This window comes from Mycobacterium sp. NTMscope_Eco_3, from assembly GCF_976985685.1.
In genome coordinates, this window is the sequence record NZ_CDRJYZ010000001.1 from 4,302,935 (window position 1) to 4,326,033 (window position 23,099).

At 67.5% G+C, this 23,099-nt stretch carries 22 protein-coding genes and 4 pseudogenes; 9 read left to right on the forward strand and 17 right to left on the reverse strand.

Going from position 1 to position 23,099, the window contains the following annotated elements:
• Positions 1-13: 13 nt before the first annotated feature.
• Complete coding sequence (locus AC0KTM_RS19810; RefSeq protein WP_238956730.1) at positions 14-3,847, reverse strand: Pls/PosA family non-ribosomal peptide synthetase; 3,834 nt, start codon at positions 3,845-3,847, stop codon at positions 14-16.
• A gap of 231 nt (positions 3,848-4,078) precedes the next feature.
• Here AC0KTM_RS19810 and AC0KTM_RS19815 point away from each other — a divergent pair, with 231 nt between their 5' ends.
• On the forward strand, positions 4,079-4,300 hold the full coding sequence (locus AC0KTM_RS19815) for a hypothetical protein (RefSeq protein ID WP_238956731.1): 222 nt from the start codon (positions 4,079-4,081) through the stop codon (positions 4,298-4,300).
• A gap of 4 nt (positions 4,301-4,304) precedes the next feature.
• Here the strand turns inward: AC0KTM_RS19815 and lpqS are convergent, their stop codons facing one another.
• On the reverse strand, positions 4,305-4,814 hold the full coding sequence (lpqS, locus tag AC0KTM_RS19820; RefSeq protein ID WP_472408526.1) for a putative copper homeostasis (lipo)protein LpqS: 510 nt from the start codon (positions 4,812-4,814) through the stop codon (positions 4,305-4,307).
• Between the two features lie 15 nt (positions 4,815-4,829).
• Positions 4,830-5,078, reverse strand: a complete 249-nt coding sequence (locus AC0KTM_RS19825) for a tryptophanase (protein WP_238956732.1) — start codon at positions 5,076-5,078, stop codon at positions 4,830-4,832.
• Between the two features lie 438 nt (positions 5,079-5,516).
• Between AC0KTM_RS19825 and AC0KTM_RS19830 the strand changes: the two genes are divergently transcribed.
• Positions 5,517-6,347, forward strand: coding sequence for a hypothetical protein (locus AC0KTM_RS19830; RefSeq protein ID WP_238956733.1), 831 nt, complete (start codon positions 5,517-5,519; stop codon positions 6,345-6,347).
• A 46-nt stretch (positions 6,348-6,393) separates the two neighbouring features.
• On the forward strand, positions 6,394-6,759 hold the full coding sequence (locus AC0KTM_RS19835; RefSeq protein WP_186273491.1) for a TFIIB-type zinc ribbon-containing protein: 366 nt from the start codon (positions 6,394-6,396) through the stop codon (positions 6,757-6,759).
• Positions 6,760-6,927: 168 nt separating this feature from the next.
• On the opposite strand, the pseudogene AC0KTM_RS19840 reads toward AC0KTM_RS19835, so the two are convergent.
• From AC0KTM_RS19840 to AC0KTM_RS19870, 7 genes and pseudogenes are all read right to left on the reverse strand, one after another.
• Positions 6,928-8,089: pseudogene (locus AC0KTM_RS19840) on the reverse strand (PPE family protein).
• Between the two features lie 18 nt (positions 8,090-8,107).
• Positions 8,108-8,407: a PE family protein gene (locus tag AC0KTM_RS19845; RefSeq protein WP_238956734.1), complete on the reverse strand. Its 300-nt coding sequence runs from the start codon at positions 8,405-8,407 to the stop codon at positions 8,108-8,110.
• The gene (locus AC0KTM_RS19850; protein WP_472416483.1) at positions 8,404-9,654 is read right to left on the reverse strand and encodes an MFS transporter; all 1,251 of its coding nucleotides are present in this window, start codon (positions 9,652-9,654) and stop codon (positions 8,404-8,406) included. The genes AC0KTM_RS19845 and AC0KTM_RS19850 overlap by 4 nt, the downstream gene beginning before the upstream one ends.
• Positions 9,655-9,728: 74 nt before the next feature.
• Positions 9,729-9,947, reverse strand: a pseudogene (locus AC0KTM_RS19855) (pyridoxal-5'-phosphate-dependent protein subunit beta); the annotation flags it as partial.
• Positions 9,948-10,101: pseudogene (locus AC0KTM_RS19860) on the reverse strand (transposase); the annotation flags it as partial.
• Positions 10,102-10,526: 425 nt separating this feature from the next.
• Entirely contained in the window at positions 10,527-11,534 is a 1,008-nt protein-coding gene (locus AC0KTM_RS19865) for a VWA domain-containing protein (RefSeq protein WP_238956736.1), read from the reverse strand.
• A gap of 48 nt (positions 11,535-11,582) precedes the next feature.
• Entirely contained in the window at positions 11,583-12,602 is a 1,020-nt protein-coding gene (locus AC0KTM_RS19870; protein WP_238956737.1) for a cupin domain-containing protein, read from the reverse strand.
• Between the two features lie 145 nt (positions 12,603-12,747).
• Between AC0KTM_RS19870 and AC0KTM_RS19875 the strand changes: the two genes are divergently transcribed.
• On the forward strand, positions 12,748-13,458 hold the full coding sequence (locus AC0KTM_RS19875; protein ID WP_225329327.1) for a GntR family transcriptional regulator: 711 nt from the start codon (positions 12,748-12,750) through the stop codon (positions 13,456-13,458).
• A 278-nt stretch (positions 13,459-13,736) separates the two neighbouring features.
• Here AC0KTM_RS19875 and AC0KTM_RS19880 read toward each other — a convergent pair whose 3' ends face one another.
• The 4 genes from AC0KTM_RS19880 to AC0KTM_RS19895 are packed head-to-tail and all read right to left on the reverse strand — an operon-like array spanning position 13,737 to position 16,797.
• A complete protein-coding gene (locus AC0KTM_RS19880; RefSeq protein ID WP_238956738.1) occupies positions 13,737-14,003 on the reverse strand; it encodes a hypothetical protein in 267 nt (88 codons plus the stop codon).
• Between the two features lie 24 nt (positions 14,004-14,027).
• Positions 14,028-15,116: an adenosine deaminase gene (locus AC0KTM_RS19885; protein ID WP_238956739.1), complete on the reverse strand. Its 1,089-nt coding sequence runs from the start codon at positions 15,114-15,116 to the stop codon at positions 14,028-14,030.
• Positions 15,113-16,396, reverse strand: coding sequence for a thymidine phosphorylase (locus AC0KTM_RS19890; RefSeq protein WP_425326331.1), 1,284 nt, complete (start codon positions 16,394-16,396; stop codon positions 15,113-15,115). Before AC0KTM_RS19890 ends, AC0KTM_RS19885 begins: the two co-directional genes overlap by 4 nt.
• Positions 16,396-16,797 (reverse strand): cytidine deaminase, encoded by a 402-nt coding sequence (locus AC0KTM_RS19895; protein ID WP_238957375.1) that lies wholly within the window; start codon positions 16,795-16,797, stop codon positions 16,396-16,398. The genes AC0KTM_RS19890 and AC0KTM_RS19895 overlap by 1 nt, the downstream gene beginning before the upstream one ends.
• A 283-nt stretch (positions 16,798-17,080) precedes the next feature.
• Here AC0KTM_RS19895 and sdhC point away from each other — a divergent pair, with 283 nt between their 5' ends.
• From sdhC to AC0KTM_RS19920, 5 genes and pseudogenes are all read left to right on the forward strand, one after another.
• Entirely contained in the window at positions 17,081-17,419 is a 339-nt protein-coding gene (gene sdhC, locus AC0KTM_RS19900) for a succinate dehydrogenase, cytochrome b556 subunit (protein WP_008260009.1), read from the forward strand.
• Entirely contained in the window at positions 17,416-17,886 is a 471-nt protein-coding gene (locus tag AC0KTM_RS19905; protein ID WP_225329324.1) for a succinate dehydrogenase hydrophobic membrane anchor subunit, read from the forward strand. The genes sdhC and AC0KTM_RS19905 overlap by 4 nt, the downstream gene beginning before the upstream one ends.
• Positions 17,887-17,889: 3 nt before the next feature.
• Complete coding sequence (gene sdhA, locus AC0KTM_RS19910; protein ID WP_225329323.1) at positions 17,890-19,644, forward strand: succinate dehydrogenase flavoprotein subunit; 1,755 nt, start codon at positions 17,890-17,892, stop codon at positions 19,642-19,644.
• Positions 19,644-20,441 (forward strand): succinate dehydrogenase iron-sulfur subunit, encoded by a 798-nt coding sequence (locus AC0KTM_RS19915; RefSeq protein ID WP_225329322.1) that lies wholly within the window; start codon positions 19,644-19,646, stop codon positions 20,439-20,441. Before sdhA ends, AC0KTM_RS19915 begins: the two co-directional genes overlap by 1 nt.
• Positions 20,442-20,491: 50 nt before the next feature.
• Positions 20,492-21,166 (forward strand): annotated as a pseudogene (locus AC0KTM_RS19920) (carboxymuconolactone decarboxylase family protein); the annotation flags it as partial.
• A 75-nt stretch (positions 21,167-21,241) separates the two neighbouring features.
• On the opposite strand, the gene AC0KTM_RS19925 reads toward AC0KTM_RS19920, so the two are convergent.
• From AC0KTM_RS19925 to AC0KTM_RS19935, 3 genes are read right to left on the reverse strand one after another with little or no spacing between them, the layout of a single operon-like run.
• On the reverse strand, positions 21,242-21,736 hold the full coding sequence (locus AC0KTM_RS19925; protein ID WP_225329321.1) for a PPOX class F420-dependent oxidoreductase: 495 nt from the start codon (positions 21,734-21,736) through the stop codon (positions 21,242-21,244).
• A gap of 34 nt (positions 21,737-21,770) precedes the next feature.
• Positions 21,771-22,700 carry a sigma-70 family RNA polymerase sigma factor gene (locus AC0KTM_RS19930; protein ID WP_238956740.1) on the reverse strand — a complete coding sequence of 310 codons (930 nt, stop codon included), beginning with the start codon at positions 22,698-22,700 and terminating at the stop codon, positions 21,771-21,773.
• Positions 22,701-22,744: 44 nt separating this feature from the next.
• Positions 22,745-23,068 (reverse strand): DUF732 domain-containing protein, encoded by a 324-nt coding sequence (locus tag AC0KTM_RS19935; protein WP_238956741.1) that lies wholly within the window; start codon positions 23,066-23,068, stop codon positions 22,745-22,747.
• Between the last annotated feature and the right edge of the window lie 31 nt (positions 23,069-23,099).

The following is a 23,099-nucleotide window of genomic DNA, read 5'->3' on the forward strand; positions in this document are numbered from 1 at the left end:
GTCCGAAACGTTCTTATGCGGCGATCTTCTCGGTTTGGCTGCCGGGCGCCCGGTGGGGGTGTGTCTGGTGGGGGGTCCACGGGGCGACGGGGTTTCCCTGCCAGCGGGTCGATGATGGCAGGTAGTCGCCGCGCATGACCAGCGATGCCGGTCCAACGGTGACGGCGGCACCCAGCCGGGCCGCTGGCAGCGCCACACTGTATCGGCCCAGCGTGGCTCCCGGTTCCAGGACGACGGTGCCGGTGCGCATGATCCTGTCGTGGAACAGATGGGTCTGTACTACAGAGCCGCGGTTGACGGTGGCGCCTGCGCCCAGTGTCACCAGGTCGGCCTCGGGCAGCCAGTGCGTTTCGCACCAGACGCCCCGGCCGATGGAGGCGCCCAGCGCACGTAACCAAAGGTTGAGCATCGGCGTGCCGCGGGCGGTTCGCGTGAACCAGGGTGCGGCCACGGTTTCGATGAAGACCTCGGCCACCTCGTTGCGCCACACGAACGACGACCACAGCGGGCGCTCGATCACCCGGATGCGGCCGACCAACAGCCATTTGGCTGCCACCGCGGCGATACCGGCAATTGCGCCGGCCGCCAGCAGTACGACACCGCTGCCCAGTGCCGCCCACCCGTAGCCGAATTCGCTTGCCAGCCACTGCAATGCGTCCACGACGGCGACTCCGATGGCGAAGGTCACCATCAAGGGAATCAGCCGACAGGTTTCGACGACGGCCCGCATCGATATCAGCTGCCGCGACGGGTGGTAGGTGCGGCCCGCATCCGCCTCGGTGGCCCGACGGCGCAGCGCCACCGGCGGGCTACCCAGCCACGACGACCCGGTCGTGGCCTTATCCGGGGCCAGCGACAGCACCGCGACCAGCGCGTCGTCGGGCACCCGGCGGCCCGGCTGAGTGATGCTGGAGTTGCCGAGGAACGCGCGGTTGCCGATGGTGGCGGTGGCCGCCTGGATCCATCCGCCGCCCAGTTCATAGGACGCCACCATGACGTCGTCGGCCAGGAAGGCGCCGTCGGCGACGACGGTGAACTTTGGTATGAGCAGGGCCGTGGAGATTTCGGTGCCGCGCCCCACCTGGGTACCGAGCAGCCGTAACCACCAGGGCGTGAGCAGGCTGGCATACAGCGGGAACAGGTGAGTGCGCGCGGCGGCCATTAATCGCCCGGTGGTCCATAGCTGCCACCCGTCCCGGCTGTGCACGGGGTGGTAGCTCTCACGCAACCCCAGCGACAGCATCCGCACGCTTAACACTGTCAGCGCCGCATACACCGTCAGCGTCGCGGACACGGCCACCGGCGTCCAGGCCACGGTCGGGGCGACCGCGTCGAGCAGCGTGCGGCTGCTACGCACCCCCCAGGTCAGCACCGCCAGCCCCGTGAAGTCAGCCAGCAGCGGCAATGCGCCGAGCAGCGCCGGCGTCAGCGCGAACACCGCCACCCACAGCGGCGCGCGTGGCGGGCGGTGCGGCGGCCACTGGCGGGCCGCACCGGACATCACCGCCGGTGAGCCCTTCCAATACTGGCCGTTGTTCACTGTGCCGACGACGCTGGAACCGGGGGCAATCTGGGCGTTGTCGCCCACTGAGGCGCCGGGCAGCAAGGAGGTCCGCGCGCCGACGATCGCGTCGTTGCCGATCGAGATCGGGCCGATGTGGAACAGGTCGCCGTCGACCCAATGCCCGCACAGATCGACCTCGGGCTCGATGGCACTGTGGTGGCCCAGGGTCAGCATCCCGCTCACCGGCGGCATGGCGTGCAGGTCCACGCCCTTGCCGACCTTGTTGCCCAGCGCGCGGGCGTAGTACGTCAACCATGGCGTGCCGACCAAGTTTTCCACCATGTTGGCCTCCACGAGGCGTTCGACGAACCACACCCGCAGGTGTTCAGATCCCCCGCGCCGGTAGGTGCCCGGCTGCACACGGGATAGCAGCAGCCGGGCGGCAAGGACCGCGATGGCTATGCGCCCCGGTGGGGTAATGAACACCAGAAATCCGGCGATGATCCACCACCAGTCGACTGTCACCAGCCATGGCAGCAGACGCAGCTGCGCGGCAACATTGCTGGCCAGCGCCAGCCACGTCACCCATTGCATGCCGGTCAGTGTCGCCAGCGGTAGCGACAGCAAGACCTGCGTGGCCTGTGTTAATCGCGGTGTCGGGCGCACCACCCGCGGCGCGACGCGCACCGGCGGATCGAGCTCGTCGAGAAAACCGGCCAAAGACGACAGCCGGGGATGGTCGTAGAGCTGGGCTATTGTGACTTGCGGATATCGCTGACGCAGCGCATCCACCAGTTGAGCCGCCGACAGTGATTCACCACCAAGGGCGAAGAAGTCGGTGTCCGGGCCGTCGACGGCAGCGCCCAAGACGTGATGCCACAGGCCGGCCAGCCAGCCCATCGTGCCGCCCAGGTTCGGCGATGGGCCCGCTGTTTCGGCAACCGGCCACGGCAACGCGTCCCGGTCGAGCTTGCCCGAGGCGCGGGTGGGTAACTGGTCGACCAGCACCAGTCGCGGCACCAATGCGGCGGGCAGCTTTTGGCGCAGCGCTGTGCGTGCGGCCGCTAGATCAAACGATGCGTCGGTGCTCACGAGGTAGCCGACCAGCAGTGGTGCGCCGCTGGCTGTGCGGCGCACCGCGGCCGCTGCAACGCTGACGCCCGGCAGATTTACCAGCGCGGAATCCACCTCGCCCAGCTCGATGCGCCGACCCCCGACCTTGACCTGGTTATCGGCACGGCCGACGAAGATCAGCCCCTCGGGCTCTCGCCGCACCAGGTCGCCGCTGCGGTAGGCGCGGCGCCAGCCCAGACTGGGCAGCGGTGCGTATCTGTTGGCGTCCATCTGCGGATCGAGGTAGCGCCCTAACCCGACGCCTGCGATCACCAGTTCACCGACCTGACCGTCCGGCACCGGTTGGCCCTGGCGGTCGATGACCGCCAGGTCCCAGCCGGGCAGCGGCAGCCCGATGCGCACCGGACCGCTGCCGGTCAGCCTGGCCGCACACGACACCACCGTGGCTTCGGTAGGGCCGTAGGTGTTCCAAACTTCTCTGCCCTCTACCGCCAGCCGTTCGGCCAGCTCGGGCGGACAGGCCTCGCCGCCCACAATCAGCAGCCGGACCGCCGCCAAAGTTTCGGTCGACCACAGCGCGGCCAGTGTCGGCACCGTAGACACCACGGTGATGCCGCGGGCTATCAGCCAGGGCCCCAAATCCCTGCCGCTGCGCACCAGCGATCGTGGCGCCGGCACCAGGCACGCGCCGTTTCGCCACGCCAGCCACATCTCTTCACAAGAGGCGTCGAACGCCACCGACAATCCCGCCAGCACCCGGTCGCCGGGGCCAATTGGGTTGTGCTGCACATATATTTGCGCTTCTGCGTCAACGAATGCCGCTGCGCTGCGATGAGTGACGGCAACACCTTTTGGGGTCCCGGTCGAGCCGGAGGTGAAGATGATCCAGGCATCGTCGCCGGCCCGTGGCGCGGACGGCTGTCGTCCTAGCGAAGAGCCGGGACCACCCAGCAGCCCCTGCTCAGTGATCACCGCCGTTACCTGCGCCTCATGAAAAACCAGGTCGGCTCGCTGGTCGGGATCCTCGGCATCCACCGGCACATATGTCGCGCCGGCGGCCATCGTCGCCAAAATCGCGACATATACAGCGTTGCTGCCCGAGGGCATGCGTATTCCGATGCGGTCGCCGCGACCGATCCCGGCGGCTGCTAGCTCGGCCATCTTGTCGTCTATATCGGCGATCAGCTCGCGGTAGGTCAGCGTGACCGTGCCGTCGTCGAGGGCGTGTGCGTCGGGATAGCGGGCCGCGGTTTCTTCGAGGATCTCCACGAGGGTGCGCGGCTCGGGAGCAAACGATGACAGGTTTAGCCGGGGGTTCGCCCGGCTTACAGCATCCGTCGTCGTTACCGCGACCCGATCATCGCCACAGCACGGTTCACCGCGGCGGCAAGGTTCCACTGCGCATGCCCGAGCGGGCCAGCCAGGTACCCGGCCAGGTACGTGATCATCATTGAGGAGACGGGGTTGACACTGGTTGAACAAGGACATTTTTGAGCTCGGGTGATCGAGGCTGTGGAATTGCGCAAGCAATCCCATTACTGCCCATGGACAAGGGTCAACGGCCGCGAATACCGCGGCCCACTGCTCGTCAAAGACGTCAAAGGCCAGATGGGGTTGTTCATGGAATCGTCGCTTTCTAGCGTGTGGCCGCACGGCGCGGCCATCGACAGGAACAGCGGCCACCGGCCGTTCCGTGACACCGCACAAACGGCCTGGCGCTGACCAATCAGCGACGAGAAAGACAGAACCGCGTCAAGAGATCTTGACCGGTCAACGCAGCAGGAAGCCCACGTGGCGGGCCGCGCCCCGCCACCATGGCTTGCTGCCACAACAAACTCACAACGGCCACCGCCGCCGCCACAACACCTAAAGCAGCCACCGCAGCGCCGGGCCCGTCCGCCAACACCCCAGCGACGAACGCCTCATAGTGGTGTACCGCCGGTGGTGACGCGTTGAACAGGTGCAAATGATCGGCGGTGACCGTGAATTCACTGCCCAGCGAGCTAACCATGGTGTGCGCTGGGAGAGAGGCAGGAAGCTGCGACCGCAAATGGGAGTGCCCACCGAAAACGAGCACCCACACCGCAACCGCCGCCGCAATGGCCCCCATCGCGGCGACAAAACGCCACCGCGGCCGCCCGACGGCGGCGACGCGTGCGGCTTTCACTCGCCTCCGCATAGGCCCCATACCCCTATAGGGTACCGTATCCTTCGGTCTGCTGCGATGAGCGGGCATTTGCGCCTACATCGCCTACATAGGTTGAATGTCTGCAACCAGGGCGCGCAGCCGCGGCTCTTCGGGGCTACCGGCGTATTGGTGCAGCCAGTTAGTGAGCATATCCAGTAGCGCTGCCGGCAGCGGTAAGCGGTTTTGTACTACAACGGCGAGGATGCGTTCAATTGCACGATGATTCTCGCCGCAACCCAATTCGATGAAAACCATGCTGCGTTCATCTTCGGTGAGACAGGGGTTTGCCACATCGGCAAGCAGCCACGCCACACTCGAGTCTGAGTCCATTAATCAGTTCTGAAGCCGTCGCGATAGAGGAGTCGTGTGCCTGAAGTTCCCACGTTCCTGCGGGCCGCCCCAGCCACAGCCTCGCTGGGCGCGGATACGCGAAATAGCCGAGGCGCTGACTGCCGACTCTGTCCAACTCGTAACTCCAACTCGTGGCCCCCAGCCAGCGCATGATGGCCAGTCACCAAGCGCCCCGCGGAAAGCGACGCAGAACCTGGAAAACAGACACAGAGGTAACATACCCTGGGCCGGTATACGCTAACCCTCGGTGTCGCCCCGGCTTAATGCTCTAGTCGCGGCTTCAATGCACGCCCAGGGCTCGATGAGATCAGCCCTGAATTTTGGCTCCTAGTAGTACCCGCATTGCTGGCCAGTAGGGTGGGAAGAATGAGGCCCCGGAGGTGGTCAATGGTGGGGCGGATGTTGGCTGCAGCGCGCGGCGATGTCCCCGTCGAAGAGGTGCGTACCCTGTTACAGGGCGGTGGCGGAGCCTACGAGGACATCCTTGCCGCCGACCGGTTGCGGACCGAACTCATCAGCGCCGGTTTGACCCCCACGACAATGTCACCCGCGGAGAGCGGCCAGCTGTTGTGCGCCTGGGTGGCTTACGCTCTGCAGTCGTTGGCCGAGGCGTTCGTCGAGGCCGAGGAACAGCCCGGGTCGCTTCATAGGGCCGGGTTTATCACGCAGGTGACAAGTGAGCAGATCCGGTTGCTGGCTAACGAAGTGCCGACGTGGATTGGCCGGGCACGCCGGGCGAGCACCGACCCGGGCTACGACGTCGCCGCCGAGACACCGCTACCAGCCGACTTCCCTGGGTGGGTGCGGGTGGAACCCTGCCCGACCTCGCATCTGGTCGCAATGCACAGTGCCGCCTCGACCATGTTCGACCGCTTGCAGCTGGCCGCCGCCGACTTCGAGCGGTCCGTGGCCGGCGCCGACACGCTGCTAAATCAGCTACGCGGCCTGGTCGCACAACTGCAGGTGCAGCTGGACGCGACGCCCGTGACCGCCATGGGATCGTTGGGCGCTCGCGACCACGAAGCTACCGAGGCGGTGCTTCGGGACACCGTCACCCGATGCTTCACTCTGGGCCAACTGATGAGCCGGCCGCGGCTGTTGCGCGGCGGGACCCGCCCGCCCGGCTGGCAACACGCACCGCGGCCCGCCGGCTGGGGTGCTGGCAACCCATACTCGCCGCGCTTCGAACACCACGGAAGTCGGGGGTACGGGCATTACAGACAGCACTAGTGGTCGGCAGCTATATCGGGAACAACGCGAACGCGAAGGAAGTCTTATGAGCGACACGATATTGGTTTGCCCGCGCTGTGGGTCGGAGATGACCACCTACAGCCGGTCGGGGATTGAAATCGACCGCTGTACCGGGTGTCGGGGGGTCTTCCTCGATCGTGGTGAGTTGGAGCAACTCATCGACGCTGAGACCGCCTACTACCAGCAACAACAGTCGGCGACGCCACCGGCTGCCGCATACCCGTCACCCAACTACGCCCCACAGGCGCCCTACCCTGCCCCCGACCCCTACTACGGCCGATACGGAGAAGGCCACCACGGTGAAGGCCACCACGGTGAAGGCCACCACGGCAGCTACCACGGCGACGATCATTATGGTCGGCACGGCTTCCTTGGCCGCATCTTCGACTGAATTCATACAGGCCAGCCCAGCCGGCCCGAACCGGTCGCCTAGTGATAACTAGGCGCCGTCCGCGGTGTACGGCCTCATGTGCTGCCTGGTTGCGGTGACTTGGCGGCATGTGACGCGACGCTTGTTGGTCTAGAACGAAAAGGGCAGCCGCTAAATTTGCGCTGCTTATTACCCGAGGGTCGCCGAGGGCGGTACCACTTTGAGGCGGGGCATGAAGCGAAGGTCAATTTGGCCGACGTTGCCAGCGGCGCGCCGAGCATGCTTACGGGAGCTCCCGCTGTGGCTCCTGGAGCGGCGGCCAGGGTGGTGCTGGGCAGCGCCGCGGCGGCCGCGCTCATTGCCGGGGCCGCGGAGGCCCAGGTTTGGGGCACCGACAGCGTCCCGACCGTGGCCGCCCGGCCCATACCCGCCGACAGGGCCGCTCCGCCGAGTCCTGCTGAGCCGGGTGTTCGCAGCGCGCCGGAAGCGAGCGCGCCCGCTAGCCCCCATTTCAAGGTTGTGGTGCTGGCGGCGTTGATGGCCGGCATCAGAGATTTCAGCTGGTTGGCGTTGGAGAGCAGCGCACTGGAGATCCAGCCGACCGAACTTGTCATGGATAACGCCGGATTGACCGAACTTAGGGTCGAACTCAGCGACGACAGCGACCCCGTGGACGACTCGGACGTGGACGACAGCGGCGATGCGAGCTGCTGCAGAGCCGTGGGCACCGTGGAGGTCACCTGTGACAGGACCGCCTGCGCGTCGGTGCTGGCCGAGGTGGCGGTGGCTTGGGAGACAGCAGCCCCTTGCCCGGCTAGGCCGGCCGGGTTGGTGGTGGGTTGCGGCGGGGTGAACGGGGTCAAGAGCGACGCGGTCGCTGAGGCGGCGGCGTAGCCGTACATGGCGGCGGCGTCCTGGGCCCACATCATGGCGTACTGTGCTTCGGTGGCCGCGATCGCGGGCGTGTTTTGCCCGAGGATGTTGGTCGCGATCAGCGACAGCAACAGGCTGCGGTTGGCCGCAATGACCGGTGGCGGCACCGTCATCGCAAACGCCGCCTCATAGGCGGCCGCGGCCGCCATGGCCTGCGAAGCCGTCTGCTGTGCCGTGGCGGCAGTGGTGTCCATCCACGCCACGAAGGGGCGCTCGCGGCGGCCATCGCCGCCGACGCCGGACCCAGCCACGGTCCGCTCGTCAGCCCTGAAACCACCGAGGAATACGAAGCAGCCTCCGAATATAGCTGCTCGGCGAGTCCCGCCCAGGCCGCCGCTGCGGCCAGCATCGGCCCCGGGCCCGGACCGGCATAGATCCTTGCCGAGTTGATTTCGGGTGGCAAAGCTGCGAAATCCATCACTTCGCCTCGGAGTGTTTAGCCGGCTGCGACCGCGTTGGCGGCTTCGGTGACCGAATACGAATCAGCGCTGACGCCAAGGGTTTTCGCGACCAATTCGTGGATCACCGCAGCTTGGGCGCTGACAGCTTGGTACATCTGCGCGTGCGCGGCAAACTGCAGCGCCGTCAACGCCGACACCTCATCGGCGGCGGCAGGCACCACCCCGGTCGTCGGGGCGGCCCCGGCGGCGTTTTCGGCGCGCATCGCCGAGCCGATGCCCTGCAGGTTGCCAGCCGCCGCCGTCAAAGCCGTCGGCTGGGTAGTCACAAACGTCATGGTCTGCTCCCCACTGTTTCCGCCTGGACTTCTTCTGATGGACAAGACCCAACCCACGCATCGGAGAACGCGGGTCCGGCGCGGCGGGCGGGATCGAGGTGGTGCAAGGTGAGTGCGGCGATGCCGCCGATGAGCGCCAGGCCGGCCCACACCAGCCCGCCGGCGCCGAGCCGGTGTGCGGCACCGAAAGCGGCCCCGGTGGCAAGGTTGCCGATGAGGATGCCGGCTCCGACGATGGTGTTGTAAAACCCGTAGTGGGTGCCGATGAGCCAGTTTCCGGCCAGGGTGACCACGGTGTCCATTTCGAAGGGGAACACCGCGGCGGAGCCGATCGCGAGCAGGCCCGCTGATAGCAGCAGCGCAGCTACTGCAACCGGTGTCCCGAACCGCTGGCCATCGGGGACAACAGTCAAGGGCAGGAAGGAGGCCGCGATGATGATCAGTCCGACGACCACGCTGCGCCGGGGGCCCCACCTGCTGGCGAACCAACCGGTGATGCGTAGCTGGCCCGCGACGGCGATCAGGCCAGAAACTGCGAATATCGCTGCGACTAGCCATGTTTGGTACCGCGGGGTAAGCATCGATGCTTGTAACGGCAGCGCCAGGTAGACCTGGAAGGTCAGCACGTAGCAGCCGATCATCGCCGCCGCGAACAACACGAACGGCCGGTTACCCACGACGATCCGCCAGTCGTGCAGGACCGAGGTTTTCTGCGGAGCCAGTTGGTGATGGTCTTGGGGCAGCGCCATCAGCTGTGCCGCTGTGAGCACGGCGAACACCGCCGCCGCAGCCGCCGCGGTGACCCGAAAGTCGAGGGCCATCAATGTCAGTCCGACCAGCGGGCCCAGCAAGATTCCGGCTTGGTAGAAGATGTTGAACATGGCGAAGGCGTCCACCCGGCGATCTCCGGCGTCAGCGGCCAGATAGGCGCGTACCGCCGGGTTGAACAAGGCGCCGGCGAAACCGGTTGCCGCGGCGGCGATCAGCACGGCCGGCAACGAGTGAGCCACCACCAGCAGCGCGAATCCGCCGGTGCGTAGCACGCATCCGGCCACGATCAATGGCTTGTAGCCCAGCCGGTCGGCCAGGGTGCCGCCCACGATGAACATGCCTTGCTGGGAGAAGTTACGCACTCCTAGCACCAGCCCGACGGCCCAGGCGGCCAGCCCGAGCGGGCCAGCCAGGTACCCGGCCAGGTACGGCATCAGCATGTAGAAACCCATGTTGATGCCGAACTGGTTGAGCATCAGGACCTGGCTGGGCCATGTTGATGCCGAACTGGTTGAGCATCAGGAGCCTCGAAACCGGGTGAGGATATTCCTCATGCGGCTGCGATTAGTGCGGGGTTGACGACGGTGCTGGTTCGAGTCCAGGAGGTCACCACCTGCTGGGTGGGGTCGGTGATGACGGTGGGCTCGGCGACGGGTTGCCAGTCCAGCAGCTGGTGTTGGTGGCAGTAGTCGTCGTTGTAGATGGTGTCGAAGTAGCGTTGGGGTCCGTCGGGAAACACCGCGGCGATGCGGGTGTCCTGCGGGAAGGTGCCGAACTGATTGCGCCACCGGTGATAGGTAGCCTCGGAGACCCCCGAGCTCGCGGCAGACCGCCGCGGTGTCCTTACCCTCGGCCAACAGCCGGTCAGCGGCCATCAGCTTGCGCACAACCTGTTCTGGACTGTGCCGTTTCCTCGTCGCCATGATCTTGTCGAGCCTTCCTGCCCACAACCTGGGCCGCAAGACTCTCATAAGCTACGGATCAACCGATCGGGGTCAGGCCAGGTGGCCTGGTACAACCAGGAACGCCTGCACGAAGCCCTCGGCTACGTTCCACCCGCCGAGTACGAGGCCGCCCTCACCGGCACCGGCACCTCACACCTCTGCGAGCCAGCCGACCCCGGCCCTCGCAACCGAGTAGGAACTAAACCTGGGGTAGTTCAACGCCCACACCACCGGCGAGCGGCACCACTGCCGAACGGTTCACCGAACAACACGATGTCCGCTCCGTCAAGGGCCGCCTAAGCAAAGCCGCTGCTCACCTGCGTTGTCCACAAGATCCAGACGGTGCTGTCACCCCATCCACGAAGTGGTCCCGCAAGGATCAACACGTCCGTCCGCCCGGGGTGTCAGGCGGGCAGCCTGCGGTTCAGCAGCAGGCCGGCCAACACGGCGCCGGCCATCACGACGGCGCCGAGCAGCATCCACGCCAGGCTCGCGTCGCCCTTGACGGTTTCGTAGCCGATTTGGCGCTGCAGCGTCGTGTACACGTTCCTCAGCGAGTCCAGGCTGTCGGCGTGGAACGCCTGACCGTCGGTGATCTCGCAGATCTTCTGCAGGGTCTGATCGTCCACCGGAACGGGAATGGTGGCGCCCTCGTAATCGACGGTGCCGTACGGGGTGCCGAACGAGATCGTCGATATCTGCACGCCTTGGCCCTTGGCGGCCCGGGCCGCGGTGAACGCCCCCTGCGGGGCGTTGGGGTCCAGCGGCACGTTCTCGGCGCCGTCGGACTCCAGCACGATCCGCGCCGGCGGCGGGCCTTCGCCACCGCCCATCACCGAACCGACCGTCGCGATCGCCTGCAACGCGGTGAAAATGCCTTCTCCCGTAGCGGTTTTCGGGGCCGGCTGCAGGCTGTCGATGCCCGACTTCACCGCGCCGCGGTTAGTCGTCGGGGGGACCAGCAGCGTGGCGTTCGCCGCGAATTCCACCAGCCCCAGGTTGATCGCGGGCGTCAGCTGATCGGCGAACTGCTTGCCGGCCTCCTTCGCCGCGGCCAGGCGGTTGGGCGGAACGTCGTTGGAGGCCATCGATTCCGAGACGTCGATGACGAGCATCACGACCGCGCGGTTGAGCGGGATCCGGACGTCAGACGTCGGCCCGGCCATCGCCGTGGTCAGCAGGACCAGCGACGCGGCCAGCAGGATGGTCGGCAGGTGCCGCCACCGGCTCGGGCGCGACGGGGCGACGCGCTCGAGGACCTCCATGTTGGCGAACCGCAGCACCCGGCGACGGCGCGCGAATTGCTGCACGACGTAGAGGCCGATCACCAGCAGCACCGCCAGCAGCGCCAGGAAGAACCAGGGGTTCTGGAATCCAGTCAGCGACACCGGGCCCAGCAGCGGCACCTTCATGTCGAGCCACACTATGCGTCAAATCTGGGCGCCGCATCGCGCCCCGGCTCACCCTGCGGCGAGATCGCGGCGCTGGGTGAACTTGATGTCGAGGCTGCGCAGGTGGGTCTGCAGCCCGGCGTCCTGGACGGGGATCAGGTGGGCGGGCTCGTCGGTCTCGTTGTAGTGGGCGTGCCACATGCCGGGCGGGGTGGTGAAGGCGCAGCCGGCCTGCCAGTCCACCCGGATGGGATCGACGATGTCGCCGCGCTCGTCGAGACGCGTGCCCAGCATCGTGTAGCAGCCGGCCGGGGGCGCATCCAGGATGAGGTCCAGCGCGACCGACTGGTGCCGGTGCGGGCGCTGCACCTGGTGGGGCGGAAGCACGCCGAACATGGCCCACAACACGTGCGTGATGGTCAGGGTCTGCTCCTGCTCGGCGTTGGCCAGTAGGACGCTGACGCGGCTCTTCTCGTTGGCGCCGGAGCGCGACGCGATCTCGGTCAGCTTGGCCACGGCGTCGGCGCGGCGGAACTTGGTCGCGCGGAACCGGGGCCGGATCGCGTCGGCGCCGAGGTAGCGCATCAGGGGCTCGTCGTGCACCCAGTAGATGGCCGTGTCGGTGCCGGCGTAGAACACCGAGCGCGCGCCGGCGGGCAGCGTCACGAAGTCGCCCTTCTCCCACTCGATCAGGCGGCCGTTGACCGCCGCGAAGCCCCGCCCGTAGAGCACGTAATACAGCTGCGAGGTGGCGTTGGGGTGGGTGTCGATCTGTTCGTTCGCGCGGATGCGCACGAAGTTGGCCAGCAGCGCGGGGCTGGTCGCCGCGCCGGCCGGGCCGCCCAGCTCGGCGGACAGGTCCAGCGGGATCACGCCGGTCGGCGCGTCGAGGTAGAGCTCGGGACCGAAGCGCCTGATCGGCACCCGCGGGGTCAACCCCGAGCCGATCGGGTTGGCGGCCCGGGAGTACTCGAAGTATTCGGCCTGCTCGGCCCACTTTTCGAACCGGCCTTCGAACCCGTACTCGGCGACGTTGACCATCGGCGCGGGCACCGTCGGGTCCAGGTTGGGCGTCGCCAGCTGTTGCATGTCCGTCTCCCTTGGTGCTCAACTACGTCTGGTATCGGAATAGTATTTATCTTGTATCTAAGCGTCAAACACAGCAGGTAGACGCCTTGGGTGTACGGTCATGCGGACGGTTGAGACACGACTTAGCTACCAAAGGGGCGACGGCGTGGCAGCAAGGAACAAGCGGACGGGGACGGCCAAGGACCGCGCGCTGGACTACGTCAAGACGCGGGTGCTCACCGGCGAGTACCCCGGCGGCGAGCTGATCAGCGAGGGCGACGTGGCCACCGCGCTGGGAATGTCGCGCACCCCCGTGCGCGAGGCCTTTTTGCGGCTGGAGGCCGAGGGGTTGCTGCGCCTGTATCCCCAGCGGGGGGCCCTGGTGGTTCCGGTGTCGCCCGACGAGGTGCGCGCCGTGATGGAGGCGCGGCTGGTGCTGGAGCGGTTCGCCGCCGCCAAGGTGATCGGGCGCGGCGCCGCCGCGTGCGCCTCCATGTTCGGGCGCCTGTCCGGCGAGCTCGCCCGGCAACGCGACGCGGCCGCCGCCGCGGACTGGCGGGAGTTTGTGGAGGCCGACCGCGCCTTCCACGCCATCACGCTGCAGGAGTCGGGCAACGCCATCGTCTCCGGCTTCTACGCGTCCCTGCGCGACCGCCAGATGCGGATGATCGGCGAATCGACGCTGCGCGACCCCGATCGGGTGGCCACGATCCTGCAAGAACACCGGGGTATCGCCGAAGCCCTGCGCGACGGCGATCTGGCCCGAGCGGCGCGGGCGGTCCAGACCCACCTGGCCGGCACCGTGCGTGCCATCGGCCTGTCCGTCGAGCCGGATCCCTTATGGGCTACCGGATTTGGCCGCGGTGGAGCAGACTGATCGAACAACTCGGGGACCGTCCCGGGTCCGCAAATATCGGGGGGAACGATGACCTGGTTGACGGCTTCGAGGTTTCGCGGCGCAATGACGAAAACGCTTGTGGCCGTAGCGGTTATGGGGACAGCCGCGACGGGCGCGACCATCCCGGCGAACGCGGCGCCCGGCTTCGCGCGCACGCCCGCCGCGCCGCTCGACGATCCCGATCCCGGCTTTCCCACCAATCCGTCGGACCCCCGGTGTGCGGGGATGCCGGGGCTGGCGCAGTGCCAGGGCGGCCCCTACGCCATGGGCGGCGCTCCCACCGGCCCCGCGGACTTGAGCTGCATCAGCATGCCCAGCGACCCGGTGTGCGCGGGCGGCCCGTACGCCCCGCCGCCCCCGGCGCCGCCCATCGCCCCGCCGCCCCCGGCGCCGCCCATCGCCCCGCCGCCCCCGGAGCCCATGGCCGCGGCGCCGATAGAACCGCCGCCCATGGCCCCGCCGCCGATGGTGGAGCCACCGCCGATGGCGCCGGCGGCCGAGCCGTCGATGGGATGCCCGGGCACATCTGAGAACGCCGCGCCGGCGGCTCAGCCGATCAGCACCGCGTACCGCGGCTTGATCACCTCGTCGATGATGGCCAGCCGCTCGTCGAACGGGATGAAGGCGGACTTCATCGCGTTGATGGTGAACCGCTCGAGGTCGCTCCAGCCGTAGCCGAACGCCTCCACCAGGCGGAGCATCTCGCGGCTCATGAAGGTATCGCTCATCAACCGGTTGTCGGTGTTGACGGTCACCCGGAATCGGGCGCGGGCCAGCAGGTCGAACGGATGCTCGGCGATGCTCTTGACGGCGCCGGTCTGCACGTTCGAGCTCGGACACAGTTCCAGCGGAATTCGCTTGTCCCGCAGGATCGCCGCCTGCTGACCCAGGCGCACCCGTCCGTCGGGCAGCACGTCGATGTCGTCGACGATCCGCACCCCGTGGCCCAGCCGGTCGGCGCCGCAGAACGCGATCGCCTCGTGGATGGACGGCAGGCCGAAGGCCTCGCCGGCGTGAATGGTGAAGCGCGCGTTGTGGTCTCGCATGTACTCGAAGGCGTCGAGGTGCCGCGTCGGCGGGTTGCCGGCCTCGGCGCCGGCGATGTCGAAGCCGACAACGCCCTTGTCCCGGAACCGGATTGCCAGCTCGGCGATCTCGCGGGACACCGCCGCGTGCCGCATGGCGGTGACCAGCAGGCGCACCACGATCGGACGGCCGGCGCCGGCACAGGCCTTCTCGCCGTCGGCGAATCCGGCCAGCACGGCGTCGACGATCGCGTCGAAGGACATGCCGCGGTCGATGTGCAGCTCGGGCGCGAACCGGACCTCGGCGTAGACCACCGAGTCGGCGGCCAGGTCTTCGACGCATTCGTAGGCGACGCGGTGCAGTGCCTCGGGTGTCTGCATCACCGCGACGGTGTGTGAGAACGGCTCCAGGTAGCGCTCCAGCGAGCCGCTGTGCGAACGCGTGCGAAACCACGTCGCCAGCTCGTCGACGTCGGTGGCGGGCAGCTCGTCGTAGCCGGTCTGCCCGGCGATCTCGAGCACGGTCGACGGGCGCAGCCCGCCGTCGAGGTGGTCGTGCAGCAGGGCCTTGGGTGCCTTGCGGATCTGCTCGAGGCCCAGCGGCGCGGTCATGCGACGACCCGATCGATGATCAGCGGCCGGGAAGCCGGGGCCGTGTCGCCGACGCTGAAGCCGCCGTCCAGCTCGGCGAGCGCCGCGCCGAAGCGCTCCGGGGTGTCGGTGTACAGGGTGAACAGCGGCTCGCCGGCCGTGACCGGTTCGCCGGGGCGGCGGTGCACCCGGATCCCGGCGCCCAACTGCACGCGCTCGCCCGGACGGGATCTGCCCGCGCCGAGCCGCCAAGCCGCCAGCCCCACTGCCATCGCGTCGATATCGCCCATTGTGCCGCCCCGGGCGGCGGTCACGGTCTCGGCATGCCGACCGATCGGCAGCGGCACCGACAAATCACCGCCCTGGGCGGCGATGAGCCGGCGAAACCGGTCCATCGCGGTGCCGTCGCGCAGCGTCTCGGCGGGATCGCGGCCGTCGATCCCGGCCAGCTCGAGCATCTCGCAGGCCAACCGCACCGTCAGCTCGACCACGTCGGGCGGGCCGCCCCCGGCCAGCACCTCGAGTGCCTCGGCGACCTCGAGGGCGTTGCCGACGGTCGCGCCGAGCGGGCGGTTCATGTCCGTCAGCAGCGCGCGGGTGGGCACCCCGTGCGCGGCGCCCAGCTCGACCATGGTGCGCGCCAGCTCGCGGGACTGCGCCTCCGAGTCGGTGAACGCCCCCGAACCGACCTTCACGTCGAGCACCAGCGCGCCGGCGCCCTCGGCCAGCTTCTTGCTCATCACCGAGCTGGCGATCAGCGGCAGTGACTCGACGGTGGCGGTGATGTCGCGCAGCGCGTACAGCTTGGCGTCGGCCGGGGCGAGGTCACCGGCGGCGAAGATGGCCGCGCCGACGACGGGCAGTTGGTCGCGCACCTGCCGGTTGGACAGCGCGGCGGTGAACCCGGCGATGGATTCCAGCTTGTCCAGGGTGCCGCCGGTGTGGCCGAGCCCGCGGCCCGACGCCTGCGGCACCGCCGCGCGGCACGCGGCGACGACGGGCACCAGGGGCAGGGTGATCTTGTCCCCCACCCCGCCGGTCGAGTGCTTGTCGACCGTGGGCACGCCGAGGTCGCTGAAGTCGAGCCGCTCGCCCGAGGCCAGCATCGCCGACGTCCACCGGGCCGTCTCGCCGCGATCCATGCCCCGCAACAGGATCGCCATCAGCAGGGCCGCCATCTGTTCCTCGGCCACCCGGCCGGCGGTGTAGGCGTCGACGATCCAGTCGATGGCGGCGTCGGACAACCGGCCGCCGTCGCGCTTGGTCCTGATCACCGTGGGCGCGTCGAAGGCGGGCGGCATCAGCCGCGCCCCGCGGCCAGGTCGTCGGGGCCGAAGGCGTCGGGCAGCAGGTCGCCGAGCCGGCGCGGTCCGCCCGGATGGTCGATCAGCAACTCGGGACCCCCGTGTTCCAGCAGCACCTGGCGGCATCTCCCACACGGCATGAGCGCCGATCCCCGCTGATCCACGCACGCCAGCGCGACTAGCCGGCCGCCGCCGGTCGAATGCAGGGCGCACACCACGGCGCACTCGGCACAGAGACCAAGGCCATATGAGATGTTCTCCACATTGCACCCGGTGACCACCCGGTGATCGTCGACCAGCGCGGCCGCACCGACCCGGAATCGCGAGTACGGCGCGTAGGCCCCTTCCGATGCCTGGATTGCCTTGTCCCGCAACGTTTTCCAGTCGATCTCCGGCATCGCGCCACTCCGCTCATCCATGGCCGTTTCCGACAGTCACCCTAGCCGCAAAACGGCATTTCGCTTGACGGACATTGGCGCAACCCACACCGTGTGCGAGCTAAGCTCAAGTGCCCGGCGTGACTGTCGCGCTATGCCGCAAGAGGGTCGCATGAAGGTCGCAAGAAGGCTGGTGAGGACTGGGGTGACTACACAACCGACAACCGCGGATCCGGCGGCACCCGTACCGGCTACCTCGCGCAAACGCAGGCCGCCGCGGACCCTGTACCGGGGCGATCCCGGCATGTGGTCGTGGGTTTTGCATCGCATCAGCGGCGCGACGATCTTCTTTTTCCTGTTCGTGCACGTCCTGGACGCCGCGATGCTGCGGGTGAGCCCGCAGACCTACAACGCGGTGATCCACGACTATCAGATGCCGATCGTCGGCCTGATGGAATACGGCCTGATCGCCGCCGTGCTCTTCCACGGCCTGAACGGCATCCGGGTGATCCTGATCGACTTCTGGTCCGAGGGGCCGCGTTACCAGCGGCTGATGTTCTGGATCGTCGGCGTCGTGTTCCTGCTGCTGATGGTCCCGGCCGGCGTCGTGACCGTCATCCACATGATGGAGCACTTCCGATGAGCAGCCCCGACCTTCAGCTGACGCGCGGCCAGACCGCGCCCGTCAAACAGCGCTTCTACGACCGGCCCGCCAGCTTGGACAATCCCCGCTCGCCGCGGCGCCGGGCCGGCATCCCCAACTTCGAGAAGTTCGCCTGGCTGTTCATGCGGTTCTCGGGCATCGCGCTGTTCGTGCTGGCGATCGGCCACCTGTTCATCATGCTGATGTGGGACAACGGCGTGTACCGCATCGACTTCAACTACGTGGCGCAGCGCTGGGCGTCGCCGTTCTGGCAGTTCTGGGACCTGGCGCTGCTGTGGCTGGCGCAGCTGCACGGCGGCAACGGCCTGCGCACCATCATCGACGACTACAGCCGCAAGGACAGCACCCGGTTCTGGCTCAACAGCCTGCTGTTGCTGTCGATGGGGTTCACGCTGGTGCTGGGCACCTACGTGCTGCTGACATTCGACCCGAATATCGGAGGCTGACCGATGATCCAGCAACACCGATACGACGTGGTGATCGTCGGTGCGGGGGGTGCGGGCATGCGCGCCGCGGTCGAGGCGGGTCCGCGGGTGCGCACCGCGGTGCTGACCAAGCTCTACCCGACCCGCAGCCACACCGGCGCCGCCCAGGGCGGCATGTGCGCGGCGCTGGCCAACGTCGAAGAGGACAACTGGGAATGGCACACCTTCGACACCGTCAAGGGCGGCGACTACCTGGCCGACCAGGACGCGGTGGAGATCATGTGCAAGGAAGCCATCGACGCGGTGCTCGACCTGGAAAAGATGGGGATGCCGTTCAACCGCACCCCCGAGGGCCGCATCGACCAGCGGCGCTTCGGCGGGCACACCCGCGACCACGGCAAGGCCCCGGTGCGCCGGTCCTGTTACGCCGCCGACCGCACCGGCCACATGATCCTGCAGACGCTGTATCAGAACTGCGTCCGCCACGACGTGCAGTTCTTCAACGAGTTCTACGCGCTGGACCTGGTGCTCACCCAAACGCCGAGCGGGCCGGTGGCCACCGGTGTGGTCGCCTACGAGCTTGCCACCGGCGAGATCCACGTCTTCCACGCCAAGGCGATCGTCCTCGCGACCGGCGGGTCGGGCCGGATGTACAAGACCACCTCCAACGCGCACACCCTGACCGGTGACGGCATCGGCATCGTCTTCCGCAAGGGGCTTCCGTTGGAGGACATGGAGTTTCACCAGTTCCATCCGACCGGATTGGCCGGTTTGGGCATCCTGATCTCCGAGGCCGTGCGCGGCGAGGGTGGCCGGCTGCTCAACGGCGAGGGTGAGCGGTTCATGGAACGCTACGCCCCGACGATCGTCGACCTGGCACCGCGCGACATCGTCGCCCGCTCAATGGTTTTGGAGGTCCTGGAGGGCCGCGGCGCCGGCCCGCACAAGGACTACGTCTACATCGACGTCCGCCACCTCGGTGAGGATGTGCTCGCGGCGAAGCTGCCCGACATCACCGAGTTCGCCCGCACCTATCTGGGTGTGGACCCGGTGCACGAGCTGGTCCCGGTGTACCCGACGTGTCACTACGTGATGGGCGGCATCCCCACCACCGTCACCGGACAGGTGTTGCGGGACAACACCTCCACAGTCCCGGGGCTGTACGCGGCGGGCGAGTGCGCGTGCGTGTCGGTACACGGCGCCAACCGGCTGGGCACCAACTCGCTGCTGGACATCAACGTGTTCGGCCGCCGGGCCGGCATCGCCGCCGCCAATTACGCACGGGGGCACGACTTCGTCGACATGCCGCCGGAGCCGGCGGCGATGGTCGTCAGCTGGGTGGGCGACATCCTGAGCGAGCACGGCAACGAGCGCGTCGCCGACATCCGCAACGCGTTGCAGCAGTCGATGGACAACAACGCCGCGGTGTTCCGCACCGAGGAAACGCTCAAGCAGGCGCTGACCGACATCCACGCGTTGAAGGAGCGGTATTCCCGAATCACGGTGCACGACAAGGGGAAACGATTCAACAGCGATCTGCTGGAGGCCATCGAGCTGGGCTTCTTGCTGGAGCTGGCCGAGGTCACGGTGGTCGGGGCGTTGAACCGCAAGGAGTCTCGCGGCGGGCACGCCCGCGAAGACTACCCCAACCGTGACGACGTCAACTACATGCGCCACACCATGGCCTACAAGCAGGGCAGCGATCTGCTGAGCGACATCGCGCTGGACTTCAAACCCGTGGTGCAGACGCGCTACGAACCCAAGGAGCGGAAGTACTGATGACGGACGTTGCAGAGCCGCAGGTGGAGAGCCTGGAACCGCCCCTGCCGCCGGTTCCCGACGAGGCGGTGATGGTGACCGTCAAGATCGCCCGGTTCAACCCCGATCAGCCCGATGCCTACGCGGAAACCGGTGGCTGGCAAAGCTTTCGGGTGCCCTGCCTGCCCAGCGACCGGATGCTGAACCTGCTGATCTACATCAAGAGCTACCTGGACGGGACGCTGACCTTCCGCCGGTCCTGCGCGCACGGTGTGTGCGGCTCGGACGCCATGCGGATCAACGGCGTCAACCGGCTGGCGTGCAAGGTGCTGATGCGCGACCTGCTTCCGAAGAAGGCGGGCAAGTCGCTGACCATCACGGTCGAGCCGATCCGCGGGCTGCCGGTCGAAAAGGACCTGGTGGTCGACATGGAGCCGTTCTTCGACGCCTACCGCGCGGTCAAGCCGTACCTGATCACCACCGGCAACCCGCCGACGCGCGAACGCATTCAGAGCCCGGCCGACCGCGCCCGCTACGACGACACCACCAAGTGCATCCTGTGCGCGGCGTGCACCACCAGCTGCCCGATCTTCTGGCACGAGGGCAGCTACTACGGCCCGGCGGCGATCGTCAACGCGCACCGTTTCATCTTCGACAGCCGCGACGAGGCCGCCGCCGAGCGCCTGGACATTCTCAACGAGGTCGACGGCGTGTGGCGGTGCCGCACCACGTTCAACTGCACCGAGGCCTGCCCGCGCGGCATCCAGATCACCAAGGCGATCCAAGAGGTCAAGCGCGCGATCATGTTCTCGCGCTGATCGGCCACCAGACGCAGAATCGCACGGTTCGGCCCCCGAACATGCGATTGCGCGTCTGCTCGTCACACATCGCCGGGCTGTCTCGTCTGACGGGTATGACACAGAAAACCCGCATCGAGCCCCTGCCCCCCAAGCGCGCCGGATTGCTGATCCGGGCGATGTACCGCGTCGCCAGGCGGCGCTACGGCCAAGTTCCCGAACCGTTCGCCGTGGCCGCCCACCACCGCAAGCTGATGATCGCCAGCGCCATGCACGAGACGATGGTCGAGCGGGCGTCGAAAACGCTGCCGGCCAGCGTGCGTGAGCTGGCGGTGCTGTGGACCGCGCGGCAGATCGGCTGCTCGTGGTGCGTCGACTTCGGATCGATGCTGCAGCGCCTGGACGGCCTGGACGTGGAGCGGCTCAAGGAGATCGACGACTACGCCACCTCGCCGGCCTTCAACGACGACGAGCGCGCCGCCATCGCGTATGCCGACGCGATGACCAGCGACCCGCACACCGTCACCGACGAGCAGGTCGACGATCTGCGGGCCCGCTTCGGCGACGCCGGGGTGTTCGAACTGACCTACCAGATCGGGTTGGAGAACATGCGGGCGCGGGTGAATTCCGCGCTGGGCATCACCGAGCAGGGCTTCAATTCCGGTGACGCGTGCCGGATCCCGTGGGCTAGCGACGATCGCAAGCGCGGCGTAGCCGGGCGCAGCGGGTCGTCGCCCGTGGGCTAGCGACGATCGCGAGCGCGGCGTAGCCGGGCGCAGCGGGTCGTCGCCCGTGGGCTAGCAAGCCAGGGCGTGGGCTGATTAACCCTCTTGGGCAGGTTCGATCTCGATGTAGGTGGTCGGAATACCGAACGCCGCGCTGCCCTTGTCCAGACTGCGCTCGAACAATTTCATCGGCAGACTCCAGTTTGCCGCAATGACCTTGTACGCGTGGGCATGTTCGGACTCGGGCAAAATCCTGGCTATCCCGGCCACCGCTTGCCCCTTGGGCTTGCCGCGGAGACCGCTCGGCACCACAACGACACGCGGATTGTTGTTGATCCGCTTCACCTTTCCGGTGGAGGCATCCGTTCGCACGTAGATCTTTCCGTCGGCGACACCGTGATTGATCGGGCTCGGCATCGCCTCGCCGGAACGCTTGAACGTCACCAGCAAGATTTGCCGCGTTTGGTCGAAACCGGTGAAGTCCTTACCTCGTGGAGTCGCAGCGCCGACGTCGAAGGCGCTGCGGTGGCGGATCTTGTCCATACCGCGGAACATCAATTTGCCCATCGTCTCGGCGACACTGCCGGCCATGTGCTCTCTCCAATCTGCGCCTGACTCGACTGACTTAAGGCCGCTCTCGCCGCAGCGGAGACCCGGTGAACTTGTCCGGGTTGGCGACATCCCAGAGGGCGCAGACCTTTCCGTCGCGCACCGTCATCGCCATGATCCGCGGGCACATCTCGCGATAGCCCTCGGCGGCGGGGAAGCCGGCGGTGTAGATGCCCAGCTCGCCGTTGACCAGTCCCGGTTGGTAGGACGTGTAGAAGGCGGGCCCATAGCGGTTTGCCAGGCCGAGCATGAACCGGACCACCTTGTCCGGGCCGTGGATGACCTGAACCGCCGTGGGCGCCTTGCCATTCGAATCGCCGGTAAAAACGACGTCCGGGTGCAGCAAGGAGACCACGGCCTCCAGATCACCGGCGGCCATGGCGGCCAACAACTTTCCCACCACCTCGTTGTGCGACGGGTCGGGTTCGGGCGGCGGCTCGGCCGCGACGGCTTTGCGCGCCCGGGAGGCCAGCTGCCGGGCTGCGGCCTCGCTGGTGCCCAGGGCCACGGCCACGTCCGCGAACGGCACGTCGAACCCGTCGTGCAAGACGAACGCGACCCGTTGATCCGGCGAGAGCCGCTCCAGCACCACCATCGCCACGAACCGGGCGTCCTCGCCGGCCACCACCGCGGACAGCGGATCGGCTTCGGAAGCAGGGGGGCCGAACCCGGTGACCACCGGCTCGGGCAGCCAGTTCCCGGTGTAGGTCTCGCGACGGTGCGCGGCCGAGCGCAGCCTGTCCAGGCCCAGCCTGCTCACCACCGTCGTCAACCACGCCCGCAGGTCGGTGATCTCTGTTCCCTTTTCGGGGTTCTGCCGGTTCCAGCGCAGCCAGGCATCCTGGACGATGTCCTCGGCGTCGGCCACGGTGCCCGTCAGCCGGTAGGCGACCGACATGAGATGCGGCCGCAACGACTCAAATTCGTTGACCTGCGTTGAGGTCATGGCACCAGCGTAGGAGATTCGCAGGTCGGCAAGAGCACGTGGGGTCATTCCACTTGCTGGGGGCAGTACGACCGCGCTGCGATGGCCGCGAACAGTGTTGCGCTGTCCATAGTGAACCCTGGATTGTTGGCCTTGAGGTCCTCCAGGACCTCAAGGCCGGGTTCGCCGCCGCCGAGCAATCCGCAGACGGCTTTACCGGCCGCGACCACCCGGTCCGCGTTGTTGTAGCCAACGCCCGCTGTGCGCAGGGCGGCGAGGAAGGTTTCGTCGGCACCAGTTGCAGAGTTGGTGGTTGTGGTATCGCCATGAGCGGGAACGGCGATGAACATCGCGGCACCGAGGGCGGTCACTGACGACAGCAGTTTCATGGTCCTCCGATCGAGAATTCGTTCAGGCTCG

What these genes read in the sequence shown, in the direction of transcription:
- lpqS (WP_472408526.1), bottom strand. Translation starts at nt 4,814, where the DNA reads ATGCCCGCTCATCGCAGCAGACCGAAGGATACGGTACCCTATAGGGGT.
- AC0KTM_RS19830 (WP_238956733.1), top strand. Translation starts at nt 5,517, where the DNA reads ATGTTGGCTGCAGCGCGCGGCGATGTCCCCGTCGAAGAGGTGCGTACC.
- AC0KTM_RS19835 (WP_186273491.1), top strand. Translation starts at nt 6,394, where the DNA reads ATGAGCGACACGATATTGGTTTGCCCGCGCTGTGGGTCGGAGATGACC.
- AC0KTM_RS19845 (WP_238956734.1), bottom strand. Translation starts at nt 8,407, where the DNA reads ATGACGTTTGTGACTACCCAGCCGACGGCTTTGACGGCGGCGGCTGGC.
- AC0KTM_RS19850 (WP_472416483.1), bottom strand. Translation starts at nt 9,654, where the DNA reads ATGCTCAACCAGTTCGGCATCAACATGGGTTTCTACATGCTGATGCCG.
- AC0KTM_RS19865 (WP_238956736.1), bottom strand. Translation starts at nt 11,534, where the DNA reads ATGAAGGTGCCGCTGCTGGGCCCGGTGTCGCTGACTGGATTCCAGAAC.
- AC0KTM_RS19870 (WP_238956737.1), bottom strand. Translation starts at nt 12,602, where the DNA reads ATGCAACAGCTGGCGACGCCCAACCTGGACCCGACGGTGCCCGCGCCG.
- AC0KTM_RS19885 (WP_238956739.1), bottom strand. Translation starts at nt 15,116, where the DNA reads ATGACCGCGCCGCTGGGCCTCGAGCAGATCCGCAAGGCACCCAAGGCC.
- AC0KTM_RS19890 (WP_425326331.1), bottom strand. Translation starts at nt 16,396, where the DNA reads ATGCCGCCCGCCTTCGACGCGCCCACGGTGATCAGGACCAAGCGCGAC.
- AC0KTM_RS19895 (WP_238957375.1), bottom strand. Translation starts at nt 16,797, where the DNA reads ATGCCGGAGATCGACTGGAAAACGTTGCGGGACAAGGCAATCCAGGCA.
- sdhC (WP_008260009.1), top strand. Translation starts at nt 17,081, where the DNA reads ATGTGGTCGTGGGTTTTGCATCGCATCAGCGGCGCGACGATCTTCTTT.
- AC0KTM_RS19905 (WP_225329324.1), top strand. Translation starts at nt 17,416, where the DNA reads ATGAGCAGCCCCGACCTTCAGCTGACGCGCGGCCAGACCGCGCCCGTC.
- sdhA (WP_225329323.1), top strand. Translation starts at nt 17,890, where the DNA reads ATGATCCAGCAACACCGATACGACGTGGTGATCGTCGGTGCGGGGGGT.
- AC0KTM_RS19915 (WP_225329322.1), top strand. Translation starts at nt 19,644, where the DNA reads ATGACGGACGTTGCAGAGCCGCAGGTGGAGAGCCTGGAACCGCCCCTG.
- AC0KTM_RS19925 (WP_225329321.1), bottom strand. Translation starts at nt 21,736, where the DNA reads ATGGCCGGCAGTGTCGCCGAGACGATGGGCAAATTGATGTTCCGCGGT.
- AC0KTM_RS19930 (WP_238956740.1), bottom strand. Translation starts at nt 22,700, where the DNA reads ATGACCTCAACGCAGGTCAACGAATTTGAGTCGTTGCGGCCGCATCTC.
- AC0KTM_RS19935 (WP_238956741.1), bottom strand. Translation starts at nt 23,068, where the DNA reads ATGAAACTGCTGTCGTCAGTGACCGCCCTCGGTGCCGCGATGTTCATC.